The sequence below is a fragment of the Dactylosporangium salmoneum genome, assembly GCF_039532525.1.
GTDB lineage: Bacteria > Actinomycetota > Actinomycetes > Mycobacteriales > Micromonosporaceae > Dactylosporangium > Dactylosporangium salmoneum.
In genome coordinates, this window is record NZ_BAAARV010000004.1 from 90,339 (window position 1) to 105,284 (window position 14,946).

12 protein-coding genes are annotated in these 14,946 nt (G+C 73.7%); 3 read left to right on the plus strand and 9 right to left on the minus strand.

All coding sequences use genetic code 11. The annotated features are described in order from the left end of the window. Nucleotides 1-24: 24 nt before the first annotated feature. Entirely contained in the window at nucleotides 25-357 is a 333-nt protein-coding gene (locus tag ABD352_RS01280) for a hypothetical protein (protein ID WP_344610292.1), read from the minus strand. Between the two features lie 253 nt (nucleotides 358-610). Here ABD352_RS01280 and ABD352_RS01285 point away from each other — a divergent pair, with 253 nt between their 5' ends. Beyond that, nucleotides 611-1,102 carry a DUF3145 domain-containing protein gene (locus ABD352_RS01285; RefSeq protein WP_344610293.1) on the plus strand — a complete coding sequence of 164 codons (492 nt, stop codon included), beginning with the start codon at nucleotides 611-613 and terminating at the stop codon, nucleotides 1,100-1,102. Nucleotides 1,103-1,331: 229 nt separating this feature from the next. After that, a complete protein-coding gene (locus ABD352_RS01290) occupies nucleotides 1,332-3,029 on the plus strand; it encodes a glycoside hydrolase family 3 protein (protein ID WP_425553434.1) in 1,698 nt (565 codons plus the stop codon). Nucleotides 3,030-3,168: 139 nt separating this feature from the next. Here the strand turns inward: ABD352_RS01290 and ABD352_RS01295 are convergent, their stop codons facing one another. The 7 genes from ABD352_RS01295 to ABD352_RS01325 form a co-directional block, all read right to left on the minus strand. Continuing rightward, entirely contained in the window at nucleotides 3,169-4,584 is a 1,416-nt protein-coding gene (locus ABD352_RS01295; RefSeq protein ID WP_344610560.1) for an acyl-CoA carboxylase subunit beta, read from the minus strand. Nucleotides 4,585-5,167: 583 nt separating this feature from the next. Beyond that, nucleotides 5,168-6,382, minus strand: a complete 1,215-nt coding sequence (gene fabF / locus ABD352_RS01300; protein ID WP_344610295.1) for a beta-ketoacyl-ACP synthase II — start codon at nucleotides 6,380-6,382, stop codon at nucleotides 5,168-5,170. Nucleotides 6,383-6,452: 70 nt separating this feature from the next. Continuing rightward, nucleotides 6,453-6,698, minus strand: a complete 246-nt coding sequence (locus ABD352_RS01305) for an acyl carrier protein (protein ID WP_223097536.1) — start codon at nucleotides 6,696-6,698, stop codon at nucleotides 6,453-6,455. 53 nt (nucleotides 6,699-6,751) lie between these two features. Beyond that, a complete protein-coding gene (locus ABD352_RS01310; protein WP_344610296.1) occupies nucleotides 6,752-7,705 on the minus strand; it encodes a beta-ketoacyl-ACP synthase III in 954 nt (317 codons plus the stop codon). Beyond that, nucleotides 7,702-8,862, minus strand: coding sequence for an acyltransferase domain-containing protein (locus tag ABD352_RS01315; RefSeq protein WP_344610297.1), 1,161 nt, complete (start codon nucleotides 8,860-8,862; stop codon nucleotides 7,702-7,704). Before ABD352_RS01315 ends, ABD352_RS01310 begins: the two co-directional genes overlap by 4 nt. 217 nt (nucleotides 8,863-9,079) lie before the next feature. After that, nucleotides 9,080-10,264 (minus strand): PucR family transcriptional regulator, encoded by a 1,185-nt coding sequence (locus ABD352_RS01320; protein WP_344610561.1) that lies wholly within the window; start codon nucleotides 10,262-10,264, stop codon nucleotides 9,080-9,082. A gap of 69 nt (nucleotides 10,265-10,333) precedes the next feature. After that, nucleotides 10,334-11,353: a glycoside hydrolase family 5 protein gene (locus ABD352_RS01325; RefSeq protein ID WP_344610298.1), complete on the minus strand. Its 1,020-nt coding sequence runs from the start codon at nucleotides 11,351-11,353 to the stop codon at nucleotides 10,334-10,336. Nucleotides 11,354-11,496: 143 nt separating this feature from the next. Between ABD352_RS01325 and ABD352_RS01330 the strand changes: the two genes are divergently transcribed. Then, nucleotides 11,497-13,701, plus strand: coding sequence for a HelD family protein (locus ABD352_RS01330; RefSeq protein ID WP_344610299.1), 2,205 nt, complete (start codon nucleotides 11,497-11,499; stop codon nucleotides 13,699-13,701). 1 nt (nucleotide 13,702) lies between these two features. On the opposite strand, the gene ABD352_RS01335 is transcribed toward ABD352_RS01330, so the two are convergent. Then, nucleotides 13,703-14,911 carry an exonuclease domain-containing protein gene (locus ABD352_RS01335; RefSeq protein WP_344610300.1) on the minus strand — a complete coding sequence of 403 codons (1,209 nt, stop codon included), beginning with the start codon at nucleotides 14,909-14,911 and terminating at the stop codon, nucleotides 13,703-13,705. Nucleotides 14,912-14,946: the final 35 nt, after the last annotated feature.

The following is a 14,946-nucleotide window of genomic DNA, read 5'->3' on the forward strand; positions in this document are numbered from 1 at the left end:
CGGCGGCGTCCGTGAAGCGAGGGCTCAGGCAGCCTCGAACACACCCGCGTCGACGAGGCGCTTCTCGGTCGCGTCCCAGCCGTCGGCCGGGGTCGCGGTGGCCAGCGCCTGCAGCTCCGCGCGGATCTTGGTGGCGTGACCGGCGCCGGCCAGCACCCGGATCTCCTCGATGAAGGCGTCCGAGGTGGTGCTGAGGTGCACGGTCTTGCCATTGGTCAGGTTGCGCACGTAGACGTGCTTGCCCTTGTTCAGCGGGATGAGGTACTTGAACTCGCCCAGCACGCTGAGGGCACCGGATGCACCGGCCTGACCGGCGCGGACTGAGGCCCGCGCGGTCTTTGAGGTGTTGCTCGCCACGGCGGGAACTCCTTGTCGAGGCTCGTACGGAAGACAAGGAAGTGTAACAGCTGGTGAGACCACCCGAAAAAAGCGAGTTACCTCCCGGAAGCTCATCCGTTGGACAAATTGGCGGGCCGGTGTAGCCGTTTCTCTGGCGCGCTGAGGGCAACATCGTCATCATTGGTCCCAACAGTCACGCCGCCGCGAGGCATGACCCAGCGGAGCACGAGGTCGTAGGGGAAGACGCACCTCGGTCTCCAGGAGGTCTTACGTGCCCACGCGTGGCGTCATATACGTTCACTCGACCCCGCTCGCCGTTTCGTCGCACGTGGAGTGGGCGATCGCGCGCGTCCTCGGCACGCCGGTCCGCCTCGAGTGGTCGGTGCAGCCTGTCGAGCCTTCGGCCCGCCGGGCCCGGTGCTCGTGGACCGGCGCGACCGGCACGGGCGGCGAGCTCGCGGCCGCGCTGCGCCAGTGGCCCATGATCCGCTTCGAGGTCACCGAGGAGCCCAGCCCCGGCGTCGACGGCGAGCGCTTCATGCACGTGCCCGGGCGGGGACTGTTCCGCGGCTCGACGAGCGCCAACGGCGACATCGTGCTGTCCGAGGACCGGCTGCGCACCCTCGTGGCCGGCGCCCGTGGCTACGACACGCTGGCACACACCCTGGAGAAGGCGCTCGGCGCGCCCTGGGACGCGGAGCTGGAGCCCTACCGCCACGCCGGCGACGGGGTCCCGCTCACCCTCCTCACCCGCGTGGGCTAGGGCCTGTTGCATCACTGGGGTTGGAGCGAGGCGGAGTCCAGATTTCGTCTGGTGGTGGTCCGCGGGAGCCAGGCTACCGGTGTTGTAACCGGGCTTCCGCGGGACGCCGCCAGCGCCCTGGGCGGGCCGGCCAGGCGCAGCGCGCCGGGCCGGCCTGGGCGAGGAATCTGGGCCCGCCGCAGCCCCGCCTCAGTGATGAAACAGGCCCAGGTTGCGCGTGCGTGATTGAGTGGCGGGCGTGCCGAGTCCCGCCCGCCTCCTGCCGCCGTTCGTAGCCCTCGCCCTCCTCGCGGGCGCCTGCTCCGAGGGGACCGCCGAGTCCGCCGACGCACAGTCGAGCCCCCCGGTCTCGGCCCTGGTCCCGGGCGTCCAGGCGGCCGAGATCGCCGCCCGGCTCTCCGACGAGGAGCTCATCGGCCAACTGCTGATGCCCTACGCCTACGGCAACGCCGCCGACAAGGTCTCCTCGGGCTCGGCCACCGCCAACCGCAACTACGCGGGCGCCGCGACCCCGGCCGAGATCGTCAAGAAGTACCACCTGGGCGGTCTGATTCTCGTCTCCACCAGCGCCGACGACCCGACCGCGGGCACCAACAAGACCACCAACGTCGAGTCACCGGCCCAGGTGGCCAAGCTCACCGCCGGCCTGCAACTGGCGGCCCTCAGCCAGCCGGCCCGGCTGCCACTGCTCATCGGCACCGACCAGGAGTACGGCCAGGTCACCCGCATCCGCGAGGGCATGGTCCAGCTACCCGGCGCCCTGGCCTTCGGGGCGGCCGGCGACCCGGCGATCACCGAGGCGGCCTGGAAGGCGGCCGGCACGGAGCTGGCCGCCATCGGCATCAACGTCGACTTCGCCCCCGACGCCGACGTGCTGGGCACCCAGCCCGGCGGGGTGATCGGCTCGCGCTCCTACGGCAGCGACCCGGCCAAGGTGTCGGCCCAGGTCGCCGCGGCCGTGCGGGGCCTGCAGGCGGCCGGCGTGGCGGCGAGCGTCAAGCATTTCCCGGGCCACGGCCACACCACCAGCGACAGCCACAGCAGCCTGCCCGTGCTGAGTCAGAACCTCGACAGCCTGCAGGCGGGCGACCTGCCCCCGTTCGCCGCGGCCCGGGACGCCGGCGTCGGCCTGGTCATGTCCGGGCACCTCGACGTGAAGGCGATCGACCCGGGCGTCCCGGCCTCCTTCTCCAGCAAGGTCCTCGTCGACCTGCTGCGCACCAGGCTCGGCTACACGGGCGTGGTCGTCACCGACGCGCTGAACATGACGCCGGCCGAGCAGTGGTCGCCGGGGGAGGCCGCGGTCCGCGCGGTGCTGGCCGGCAACGACATCCTGCTCATGCCGCCCAACCTCTCGGCGGCCTACAAGGGCCTGCTCGACGCCGTGCGCTCGGGCCGGATCACCAAGCAGCGCCTGGTCGAGTCGGCGACGAGGATCCTCGCGCTGAAGCTGAGGCTGGCCGAGGTACCGCGGCCGCAAATGTCCGTCGTGGACAGTGAGTCCGGCCGCAGCGCCGCCCGGGCCGTGGCCGCCGCCGCGATCACCGTCCTGCGCGGCCCGTGCGACGCCCCCCTGGTCACCGGCCCGATCCGGGTCACCGCGGCCGGCGCCGACACCGCCCGCGGCCTGCTCGAGGACGCCCTGCGCCAGGCCGGGGCCGAGGTGGTGACCCAGGGTGGCTCGGAGGTCCGGCTGATCGGCTACGGCCGCGGCTCCGCCGACCTGTCCCAGACCGCCGCCGTCACGGTCGCCCTCGACACCCCGTACGTGCTCGCCTCGGCCAAGAGCACCCTCGTCGCGACCTACTCGTCCTCGCGCGTGTCGATGTCGGCGCTCGCCGATGTGCTCACCGGCAAGGCCAGGGCGCCGGGCCGCGCGCCCGTCCCGGTACAAGGGCTCCCGCCTTCGGCGTGTGCAAAAGCGTAGGGACTCCGGTCCGCACAACCAAGGGTCCGTCGCTGCCGTCAGCGCCTGGTCTGGGTCGATCAGAGCGAAGCCTCATCGAGCCAGACTGGGCGAACGGGAGGCCCCGCGGGCCTCCCTGCCAGCGCCGTCGTGCCAAGACCTACAGCGGGATGTTCCCGTGCGCACCCCGCCCGGCGGGCGCCGCCGCCAGCGCGGCGGCCAGCCGGCTGCGGGTGTCCGCGGGCTCCACCACGGCGTCCACCACCCCGATCTCCAGCGCCCGCCCGACCCCGCCGGCCTCCTCGACCTGCGCGGCCACGAGCCGGGCCCGCAGCGCCTCCCGCTCCTCGGGCGCCGCCGCGGCCAGCTTCTTGCGGTGCAACACGTTCACCGCGGCGCTCGGCCCCATGACCGCCACCTCGGCGCCGGGCCACGCGAAGACCGCCGTGGCGCCGAGCGAGCGCGAGTTCATGGCGATGTACGCCCCGCCGTAGGCCTTGCGGGTGACGAGCGTGACCCGCGGTACCACCGCCTCGGCGAACGCGTGCAGCAGCTTCGCCCCGCGGCGCACCACGCCGTCCCACTCCTGCCCGAGCCCCGGCAGGTACCCGGGCACGTCCACCACCACGACGAGCGGCACCCCGAAGGCGTCGCAGGTCCGCACGAACCGCGCGGCCTTCTCGGCGCTCGCCGCGTCGAGGCACCCGCCCAGGCGCAGCGGGTTGTTCGCCACCACGCCGACCGTCCGCCCGCCGAGGCGCCCCAGCGTGGTCACCACGTTCGGCGCCCACTTGGCGTGCAGCTCCACCCCGGGCCCGTCGAGCAGCGCCCGGACGAGGGGCTTCACGTCGTACGCCCGGTTGGCCTCGGCCGGCAGCAGCGCCCCGAGGTCGGCGTCGGCCACGTCCCCGGCCGCGATCCGCCCCGGCCGCCCCAGCAGCTGCGCCAGCTCCCGGGCGACCCCGAGCGCCGCCGCGTCGTCCTTGGTCGTCACGTGCACGACCCCGGAGCGCCGCCCGTGCGGCTCCGGCCCGCCGAGCCGCGCCATGTCCACCTGCTCGCCGGTGACGCTGCGCACCACCTCGGGCCCGGTGACGAAGATCCGCCCCTGCTCGCTCATGATGACGACGTCGGTCAGCGCCGGCCCGTACGCGGCACCCCCCGCCGCCGGCCCGAGCACCACGGAGATCTGCGGCACCCGCCCGGACGCCCGCACCATGGCCGCGAAGACCTGCCCGACGGCGTCGAGCGCGACGACCCCCTCGGCCAGCCGCGCCCCACCGGAGTGCCACACCCCGACGACCGGCGCCTGCTCGAGCACCGCCGTGTCGATAGCCTCGACGACCCGCCGGCACCCGGCCTCGCCCAGCGCCCCGCCCATGCGCGTGGCATCCGTGGCGAACGCGACGACCCGCACCCCGCCGACCTCACCGCGCCCGGCCAGCACCCCGGAGTCGTCCCGCCCCCCGATGAGCCGAAGCGTCCCCGGATCGAACAGCGCCCGGAGACGTCCCTGCGGATCACGGACATCAACACTCGCGGCGTCCTCGGCCACGAGCCCGGCAACGGACGTCATCGTCACGATCGGCTCCAGTTCCTTTCGAGCACTCGGCAGCTAGAGCGTTCCCGACGCCGCCGCGCCCAGCGGGTCAAACGGCGTTTTGTACAGATAAGTCGGGCGCTGCCGCGCCACGACTTATCCGATTTATACCCTGACAGCGTCTAAACCATGAGATTTCAGATAGGCAGGCACCAATCGGGCAATCCCAAAGCGACAGGGAGTTCCGGACAGCTTGGAGAGCCGCTTCACGGCGGCGCGTAAGGCACGTGGGTGAGGTGCATGGGCCGCAGCGGCAGGTCGGGTGCGGCGTCGGGCAGCACGCCGGAAAGGCAGCACGCCGGGAGAAGCGGGACTCGCGGCGGTGCCGGGCTCGCGGTGGTGGGCTGGGGTGCCGGGCTCGTGGCGATGGGCGGCGGCGCCGGGCTCGCGAAGATGCTGGCCACGTGGCGGGGTCAGTTGCGAGCCGCGGAGCAGTTGCGCGGGCATCCCGGAGGCTGCCGGTCCCATGGCCGGGTTCGTCGGGCCGGTCGCGGCGTCGCCAACGCAGCCGCGCCGGGCGCCCAGGTGACCCCGGGCGCCCGGCGCGGCGCGGATGCGATCAGGCGCGGGCGAAGACCAGCGCCGCGTTGTGCCCGCCGAAGCCGAACGAGTTGTTCAGCGCCGCCGGGATCTCGAGGTGCCGCGCCTTGTGCGCCGCCACGTCGAGGTCGAGCTCGTCGTCCGGGTCGTCCAGGTTGATCGTCGGCGGCACGACCCCGTGGTACACCGCCAGGATCGTCGCGATCGACTCCACCGCGCCGGCCGCGCCGAGCAGGTGCCCGGTCATCGACTTGGTCGACGTCAGGACCGCGTGGTCGCCGAGCGCCCGGTGCAGCGCCTTGATCTCGGCCAGGTCGCCGACCGGCGTCGAGGTCGCGTGTGCGTTGACGTGCATGATGTCCGACTTGGCGATGCCGGCGTCGCGCAGGGCGAACTCGATCGCCCGCACCGCGCCGTCGCCCTCCGGGTGCGGCTGGACGATGTCGTAGCCGTCCGAGCTGATGCCGGCGCCGGCGAGGCGGGCGTACACGCGCGCGCCGCGGGCCCGGGCGTGCTCGGCCCGCTCCAGCACGATGACGCCGGCGCCCTCGCCGAGCACGAACCCGTCGCGGGCCTTGTCCCACGGGCGGGAGGCGCGCTCGGGGTCGTCGTTGCGCACCGACATGGCGCGCATCGACGCGAAGCCGGCGATCGGCAGGGGGTGGATGACGGCCTCGGTCCCGCCGGCGACGACCACGTCGGCGCGGCCGAGCCGGATCAGGTCGAGGGCGTGGGCGATCGCCTCGGCGCCGGTGGCGCAGGCGCTGGCCACGCAGTGCACGCCGGCCCGGGCGCCGAGCTCCAGCCCGACCCAGGCGGCCGGCCCATTCGGCATGAGCATCGGCACGGTGTGCGGGGAGACCTTGCGGGGACCGCTGGCCTCCAGGATGTCGTCCTGGTTGAGCAGCGTCTGGGCGCCGCCGATGCCGGTGCCGACGCTGACCGCGAGGCGGTCCTTGTCGACCTCCGGGGCGCCCGCGTCGGCCCAGGCCTCGCGGGCGGCGATGATGGCCGTCATCTCGCTGCGGTCCAGACGGCGGGACTGCACGCGGTCGATCTTCTCGGTGGGCTCTACGGCCAGCTGGGCGGCGATGCGCACGGTGAGCGGCGCGGCCCAGTCGGGCAGCGGCGACACCCCCGACTTGCCGGCGAGCATGGCGTCCCAGGTGGACGGCGCGTCCCCGCCCAGCGGCGTGGTGGCACCGATACCGGTGACGACGACATCGACACTCACTGCACAACTCTCCTTACGGCGGACCAGACGACGGGGCCCCGAGCCAGGCTCAGGACCCCGGCGGCGGCTTTCAGGCCTGCGACTTCTCGATGTACGAGACGGCGTCGCCGACGGTCTTGAGGTTCGGCACCTCGTCGTCCGGGATCTTCACGCCGAACTTCTCCTCGGCCGCCACGACGACCTCGACCATGGACAGCGAGTCGACGTCGAGGTCGTCGGTGAACGACTTCTCCTCGGCGACGTCGTCCGGGTTGACCCCAGCGACCTCTTCGAGGATCTCGGCGAGACCTTCGGCGATCTCTTCACGGGTGGACATAGAGCTTTCCTTCCTAGGGTTGACGCGCTCGTCGAAAGAAGATGAACAGACCGCTACGGGCAGTGAATGACTTGGCCCGCGTACGTCAGGCCGCCGCCGAAACCGAAGAGCAGCACGGGCGAGCCGGAGGGGACCTCGCGCCGCTCGATGGCCTTGGACAGGGCCAGCGGGATGCTGGCCGCCGACGTGTTGCCCGACTCGACCAGGTCCTTCAGCACGATGGCGTTGGGCAGGTCGAGACGCTTCACGATCCCGTCGATGATGCGGGTGTTGGCCTGGTGGGCGACGAACGCGGCGATGTCCTTGCCCTGCACCCCGGCCCGGTCGAGGGCCTCCTGGGCGTAGGGGGCGATAGCGGTCGTGGCCCAGCGGAAGACCGCCTGGCCCTCCTGCTTGATGTACGGCCGCCATCCCTCGATCTTGAGCACGTCGCCCTTCTCCGGGGCCGAGCCCCACACCACCGGGCCGATGCCGGGGCGCTCGCCCTCGGCCACGCCGGTGACCACGGCCGCGCCCGCGCCGTCGCCGAAGAGCACGGCGGTGGTGCGGTCGGTCCAGTCGACGACGTCGGAGAGCTTCTCCGCGCCGATGACCAGGGCGTTGCGCGTGGCGCCGGCCCGGATCGCGTGGTCGGCGCTGGCCAGGCCGTAGCAGAAGCCGGAGCAGGCGGTGTTGAGGTCGTAGGCGGCGGGCGCGTTGATGCCGAGCCGGGCCGCGACCCGGGTGGCCACGTTCGGGCACCGGTCGACCGAGCTGCAGGTGGCCACGATGACCGTGTCGATGTCGGCGGCGGTGAGCCCGGAGGCGGCGAGCGCCTTGCCGGCCGCGGCGGTCGCCATGTCGGCCACCGACTCGGCGCCGGCGATGCGGCGGCTCCCGATGCCGACCCGGTCGCGGATCCACGCGTCGTTGGTCTCGATCACCTTGGACAGGTCGTCGTTGGTGATCTCCTGCGACGGCTGGTAGTGACCGAACGCGAGGATCCGCGATCCTGCAACCGCGCTCATATCTGGCCTCCAATGCGGGCGAGCGCCTGGCCGGGGGCGACCGGGTCGTCGTGGTGGGCGAGCCATTCGACGAGGACGCCGGCGCCGTGCGCGGCCACCTCGACGGGGCCCTGCCGGGTCTGGATGGCCCCGATGACCTGGCCATCGCCGACCGGCGCGCCCTCGACGAGGTCCGCGGCCGGTGCGAAGGTGCCGGCCGCCGCGGCCACGACGATGCTGAACTCGGGGTGCGGCTCGTGGCTCGGCGCGGCGGCGTGCCGGGCGATCGCGTCGCGCGCGGCCGGCAGGTCGTCCGGGGTGTTGACGGTGACGATCTCGATGCCCTTGAGCGCCCGCTTGGCCAGGCCCGCCAGGGTGCCGGCCGGGGCCAGCTCGACGATCGCGGTCACGCCCAGGTCGGCGAGGGTCTGCATGACCAGGTCCCAGCGCACCGGGGCGGTGACCTGCCCGACCAGGCGCTGCAGCATGACCGCGCCGTCCTCGACCGCGGTGCCGTCGAGGTTGGACAGCTGGATCTTGCTCGGCGTCCCCGTGACGATGCCGGCCGCGACCTTGCCCAGGGCCTCCTCGGCCGGGGACATGAACGGCGTGTGGAACGCCCCGGCCACCTTCAGCGCGGTGATGCGGGCCTTGGCCGGCGGCTCGGCGGCGAGCTTCTCCAGCCCGTCGAGCGAACCGGCGGCGACGACCTGGCCGGCGCCGTTGCGGTTGGCCGGGTACAGCCCCGCCGCCTCGATCTTGGCGATCACCTCGTCCGGGTCGCCGCCGAGCACGGCGCTCATCCCGGTGGGCTGGAGCGCGCAGGCGGCGGCCATCTCCCGGCCGCGCACGCCGGCGAGCGTGATCGCGGCCTCGGCGGAGAGCACGCCGGCCAGCGCCGAGGCGGCCAGCTCGCCGACACTGTGGCCGGCCACGACGGGTACATCGGCCATCGGCAGGTGCTCGGCGGTCAGCAGGGCGGCCGCCACGAGCAGCGGCTGGGTCTTGGCGGTGTCCTTGATCTCGTCCGCGTCGGCGGCGGTGCCGAGATGCATCAGGTCGACGCCGGACAGGGCCGACCACCAGCGCAAACGCGCTTCCGCGCCGGGCAGCGCGAGCCACGGCGTCAGGAAGCCGGGCTTCTGGGAGCCTTGGCCTGGAGCGAGTACAGCGAGCACGTCTATGACTTTTCCGGATTCCCGACACTCGCGCGGGTAGCGCTACACACCAAAGTGGACCACCTCGTTTGTAGAGACTCTACAAAAGATCGCGTGGTGTTGTGCCAACAGGTCCGCACGGTTACCCGCCGCAATCTGTTGTTCACATGGGTCACCGGCCGAGGTGGCGAAAGCAGTATAAGGGGCAAACGGTATGAAACCACCCGAAACCCCGAAATCACGTCACGTGCGGCACGGAGGGCGCCAGCGGGTCGAGCCGCCCGATCGTGAGCGCGATGCGCAGCGCGAAGGCGTCCCGCGGGACCAGCGGCGTGAATCCCGTCACCTCGCCGATGCGGCGCAGGCGGTACCGCACGGTGTTCGGATGCACGAACAGCCCCCGCGCCGCGCTTTCCAGCACCCCGCCCCCGGCGAAGAAGGCGTCGAGGGTCTCCAGCAGCTCCCCGCCGGCCCGGACCAGCGCGCCGTAGACCTCCTGGCGCAGGATCCGCCGCGCCTCCGCGTCCCCGGCCAGGGCCCGCTCGGGCAGGAGGTCGGTCGCGGCCACCGGGCGGGGCGCGGCCGGCCAGGCGGGTGCGGCCCGGAAGCCGGCCAGCGCCGCCCGGGCCGACTCGGTCGCCTCGTCCAGGGAGGGCACCGCCGGCCCGACCACCACCGGTCCGTCGCCGAAGCCGACCAGCAGCCGCTCGGTCGCGGCCATCGGGTCGGCCGCCCCACCGAGCACCACCACCAGCCGGTCGCCGTGCACGCCGCCGAGGATCTCCACCCCGATGCGCCGGGCCGCGCGGTACACCGTGTGCAGCACCGCCGCCGCCTCCCCGCCAGGGGAGCGGCCGACCGCCACCGCCACCGGGGGCGCATCCGCCCAGCCCAGCGCCGCGGCCCGGCTGGCCAGCACGTCGGAGGAGTCGCCGCGCAGCAGCGCGTCGACCAGCAGGGCCTGCAGCCGGGCGTCCCAGGCACCGCGGGTCTCCGCCGCACGGGCGTAGACCCGGGCCGCGCCGAAGGCGACCTCCCGGCTGTAGTACAGCACCGCCTCCCGCAGCCCGGTCTCCTGCCCGGGCGCGGCCAGGTGCGGCAGCTGCTCCTCGACGACCTCTATGGTGACCCGGATCAGCTGCACCGTCTGGCCGAGGTTGATCGAGCGGGCCAGCGCCCGGGGCGCGGCGTCGAAGAACTCGTCGGAGTTGTCCGGCGGGGCCGGCCCGTCCTTGTCCCGGGCCCGCAGCCACTCCACCAGCGAGCGCACCCCGGCCTGGGCGACCAGCATGACCCAGGCCCGCTGGTCGGCCGGCAGGTCCCGGAACCACGGCAGCGTCTCGTCCATCCGGGCCACGCTGGCCGTGGCCAGCGCGCCGGCGGCCCGTTCGATCGCCCGCACGCTCGGCTCCAGCGAGTCCACCGCGGGCGGCGGGGCGTCGGCGGGCCTCGGCGGCTGATCGGTCACCACCACAGCTTGTCATGGACGGGTTCATCGGGCCGCCGCGAGCCACAGGCGTCCGTAGACGGCGGCCGGCCGGGACGTCGCCCGCAGCCCGTTGGGCCCGTCGATCAGCCGCCGGCCCCACTGGGTGAGCCGGCCCGGGTGATACCCGGTGACGAGATCCAGATAGCTGTACTGCGAGCTGTTGCCGCTCCACGACCAGCCGAGATACCCGAGGCCGTGCTCCTGGCAGTACGCCATGATCGCGTCCTCGTCCGGGTCGCCGTACTCGTGGATCTGCGAGAACTCGCCGACCACGATCGGCAGCCGCTGCTGCACGAACGCGTCCAGGTATCCGGAGACCTTGTCGGCCGTGTCGAAGGGGCCGTACATGTGCACGTCGAAGACCACATTGCGCAGCGGGTCGGCGGCGAAGACCTCGGCCGCGTGGTCGTGCATGACGTGGAAGGCGTCGTTGCCCCAGTTCGGCGCGTCCACCATGAGCGCGTGCGGCAGCCCGGCCGCCCGCAGCCGGGCGATCGCGGCCTTCGTGTTGCCCAGCCAGTCGGCGTCGACCGCGTGCCCGGACGGCTCGTTGGCGATGTTGAGCACCACGTAGTCCTCCTGGTGGCGCAGCACGTCGCGCAGGGTGAGCCAGTAGTCGACCGCCTCGCCGATGGTGGCCGCGCCGGGCTGGGTGCCGTACCCCATCGTGTCGTGCACGTCGAGCACGCAGATCAACCGTGCCGCCTTGCAGCGCGCGATCACCGAGGCCACCGCGGCCGGCCGGGTGGCCGGCCACTCGTGCCCGATGGCCAGCGCCACCCGCACCGCGTTGGCCCCCGCGGCCTGGATGTCGTCGAAGACCGACGCGGGTCCGGGCCCGAAGGCGTACCCGTGGTTGACCCCGCGCAGCACCAGCGGCTCCCCGCCGGACTCGACCAGCCGCCCGCCCGCCACCCGGATGCCCTCGGCCGCGCCCGCGCGCGCCGGGGTGACGTACGCCGCACCGAGCAGCGCCAGCAGGAGCGCCGGAAACGCCAGCCTGACCGCTGCCCGTCTGACCATGGGTGAGCCGCTACCCGGGTGTTCGCCATTCACCCATTTGCCACCGGATGGCGATCAGGGTGATTCGGCTCCAAGGGGATCGACCGCCCTGCTTGGCGCAAGGTAGCGTGAGTCGCACGCTGCGTTTGTCCAGGGGGAGGGCCGTGGAGTCCAAGTCGGCCGAGATCGCCGCCGAGCAGGAACACTTCGACCTCGCCCGCAAGCATCGGGAACGGCTGCGCACCGAACTGAGCGAGGCCCCCGACGCCGCCGCCAACGCCGGCGCCGCCCGCTGGCTGGTCGGCTTCCGCCGTGGCCGCCGCGACAACCTGGCCCCGCCGGAGCAGGAGGTCGCCTTCGGGCGGGTGGACCAGGAGTCGGACGAGCGCTACTACATCGGCCGCGAGACCATCCTCGACGACCAGCGCCAGGTCCTGGTGGTCAACTGGAAGACCCCGGTCGGCGACCTGTTCTACCAGGCGACCGCCGAGGACCCCCGCGGCCTGACCCGCAAGCGCACCTTCAGCTGTGACGGCAACCACATCCTCGACTTCGAGGACCTCGTCTTCCAGCAGCTCGCCCAGGACATCGAGGTGCTGGAGGGCCCGGACGCCGCCCTGCTGGGCGAGCTGGACCGCGGCCGCACCGGCAGCATGCGCGACATCGTGGCCACCATCCAGGCCGCCCAGCACCGGCTCATCCGGTTCCCGCTGGAGCACCTGCTGGTCATCGAGGGCGGCCCCGGCACCGGCAAGACCGCGGTGGCCCTGCACCGGGTCTCCTGGCTGCTGTACAACCACCAGGACCGCCTCCGCCCACGCGACGTGCTGATCGTCGGCCCGCACCCGGCCTTCACCCGCTACATCCGCGCCGTCCTGCCCGGCCTCGGCGACGGCGCGGTCGAGCAGGTCGACATCGACCAGCTGGCCCCGCCGGTCCAGCGCGGCCGCCAGGAGGAGCCCGAGGTCCGCCGCCTGAAGGGCGAGGCCCGGATGGCCCGCCTGCTGTCCCGCGCGCTCGAGGCCCGCATCGGCGCCCCGGAGCCGGCCGAGCGGATGCTCTTCGACGGCCGCTTCCTGACCCTGCCCGGCCCCGAGGTGGCCGCCGCGGTCGCCGCCGCCCGCGAGAGCGCGGGCCCGTACGCGGTGCGCCGCCAGCGCCTGCGCACCGCCCTGGCCACCCTGGTCCGCGACCGTGGCGGCCCCCTGGAGGCCGAGCGCCTCCCGCCGGTGGAGAACCTGCTGGAGCGCCTGTGGCCCCTGCAGAGCGCCCCGGCCTTCCTGCGCGCCCTCTTCGGCTCCCGCAACCGCCTGGCCGCCGCGGCCGCGGGCGAGTTCACCGACGAGGAGCTGACCCTGCTCCACCGCCGCGGCGCCGACCGCCTGTCCGAGCAGGTCTGGAGCGCCGCCGACGGCCCTCTCCTCGACGAGCTCGACGACCAGATCAACGGCACCGCCGGGCGCTACCGGCACATCGTCGTCGACGAGGCCCAGGACCTCTCCCCGATGCAGCTGCGCGCCATCGGCCGCCGCTCGTCCACCGGCTCCCTGACCATCGTCGGCGACCTGGCCCAGTCCACCGGCGCCTGGGCCCGCGACAGCTGGGAGGAGGTCACCGAGCACCTGCCGAAGACCCTCCAGGTGGTGGTGGCCGGCCTGCGGTACGGCTACCGCGTCCCCCGCCAGGTCTACGAGCTCGCCGCCCAGCTCCTGCCGCTCGCCGCGCCAGGCGTCGAGCCGGCCCGCGTCGTCCGCGACGGCCCGGAGGACCCCGGCATCCACGTCGTCGAGCCGGGGGAGCGCGCCGGCCGCGCCACCCAGATCGCCCGCGACCACCTGGAGGCCCACCGCTTCGTGGGCATCGTCTGCCCGGCCGCCTGCCGCGCCGAGCTGGAGTTCGCCCTGCACGCCAACGACCTGCCGTGGGCGCGGGCCGACCAGGGCGGCGAGCTCGACCACGCCATCAACCTCGTCTCCCCCCAGGAGGCCAAGGGCCTGGAGTTCGACGCGGTCGTCGTCGTGGAGCCCGAGGAGATCGTCGCCGAGGACCCGAGGGGCCACCGCCTGCTCTTCGTGGCCCTCACCCGCACCATCCGCTACCTGGACGTGGTGGCCAGCGGCGACCCCCTCCCGCTGGAATCGCGCAAGGACGTGGCCGACCGCATCCCGCGCCAGCGCAAGGTCGTGGAGCCGGACCCGGACCCGACGGTGGAGCTCTCCCTCCTCGACCGCCTCGCCGAGGACCTGACCGCCATGATCGCCGGCGGCGCCCCGCCGGCCATGTGGGACGAGGTCCTGCACCGCACCGCCGCCCTGCTGGACGAGCGCTCAGGCAAGGAACGCCCGAAGGGCCGCCACCACCGCGGCTGAATCAGCCTTCGATCATCTGCAGGAACGCCGCCGGGTGTACGACCGGGATGCCGTACTCGGCGGCCGTCCGTGCCTTGCCCGACATCGAGTCCGGGTCGGCCGCGACCAGGAGCCGGGTCCGGCGGGTCACGGACCGGCCCACCGAGAGCCCGGCCCGGCTCGCCCGCCCCTCCCAGGCCTCGCGCGGCTCGCCCATGTCCCCGGTGAAGACCACGACGTCGCCCGCCTCCAGCCGGAACCGCCGGCCGTGCCGGTGGTCGCCGCCGACCAGGCTCATCGCGTGCCGCGCCGTGCGCAGCATCCGCTCCACCTGCCCGTCGACGACCCCGAGCAGCCCGGCGACGGTCCGCAGGTCCGCCTCCTCCTCCGCGGTGACCACGCCGTCGGCCACCGCGACGGCGGCGAGCGCCTGCAAGTAGTGCTCGTGCAGCTCGACGACGTCGACCCGCCCCAGGCCGAGCCGCGTCGCCATCGCGACCAGCGCGTCGGCCTCCACCATGGAGACGTGCCGGTCCAGCAGGGCCCGGTCGAGCACCTCGAGGTAGGCGTCGGCATCCGGCCGGTTGGCCCGCGGCAGCCGATCGACGAGCCGGGCCAGGAAGTGCTCGTCCGCCTCGCCTTCGGCCCGGCGGGCGACCGGCGCCACGCCGGTGTTCGGCAGCGTCGGCCAGACCCCCACGCCGAGCCGGTGCGCCCACGGCGGCGGCCGCCCGGCCACCGTCAGGAAGTACGCCAGCAGCTGCGCCGCGGCCCGCGCGTCGTGCAGTGCCGAGTGCGCCCGCGTGAGCGCGATGCCGGCCGCCGCGCAGCAGTCCGCGAGCCGGCGCGAGCTGCCCGGCAGGAACTGCCCGGCCAGCCGCATCGTGCACAGCCCGGCGTCGCCCTGCACCGGCGCCCCGACCCCGAGCCGCTCGAACTCCGCCCCGAGGAACTGCCCGTCGAAGGCCCAGTTGTGCGCGGCCGGCACCCGCCCGCGCATCAGCCCGGCCACGGCCCCCGCCACCTGCTCGAACCGCGGCGCCCGCCGCGCCTCCGCCGCCGTGATTCCGTGAATGTGCTGCGGCCCGACGTCCCGCCCGGGATTGACGAGCGTGCACCACTCCGCCTCGATCCGCCCGCGCGCGTCGACCTGCACGATCGCGATCTCGACCACCCGGTCGTGCCACCCCGTGCGCAGCCCGGTGGTCTCGACGTCCACAACGGCGTACATAGCGAACGGACAATAGTGACAATGTTCCCGGCGGG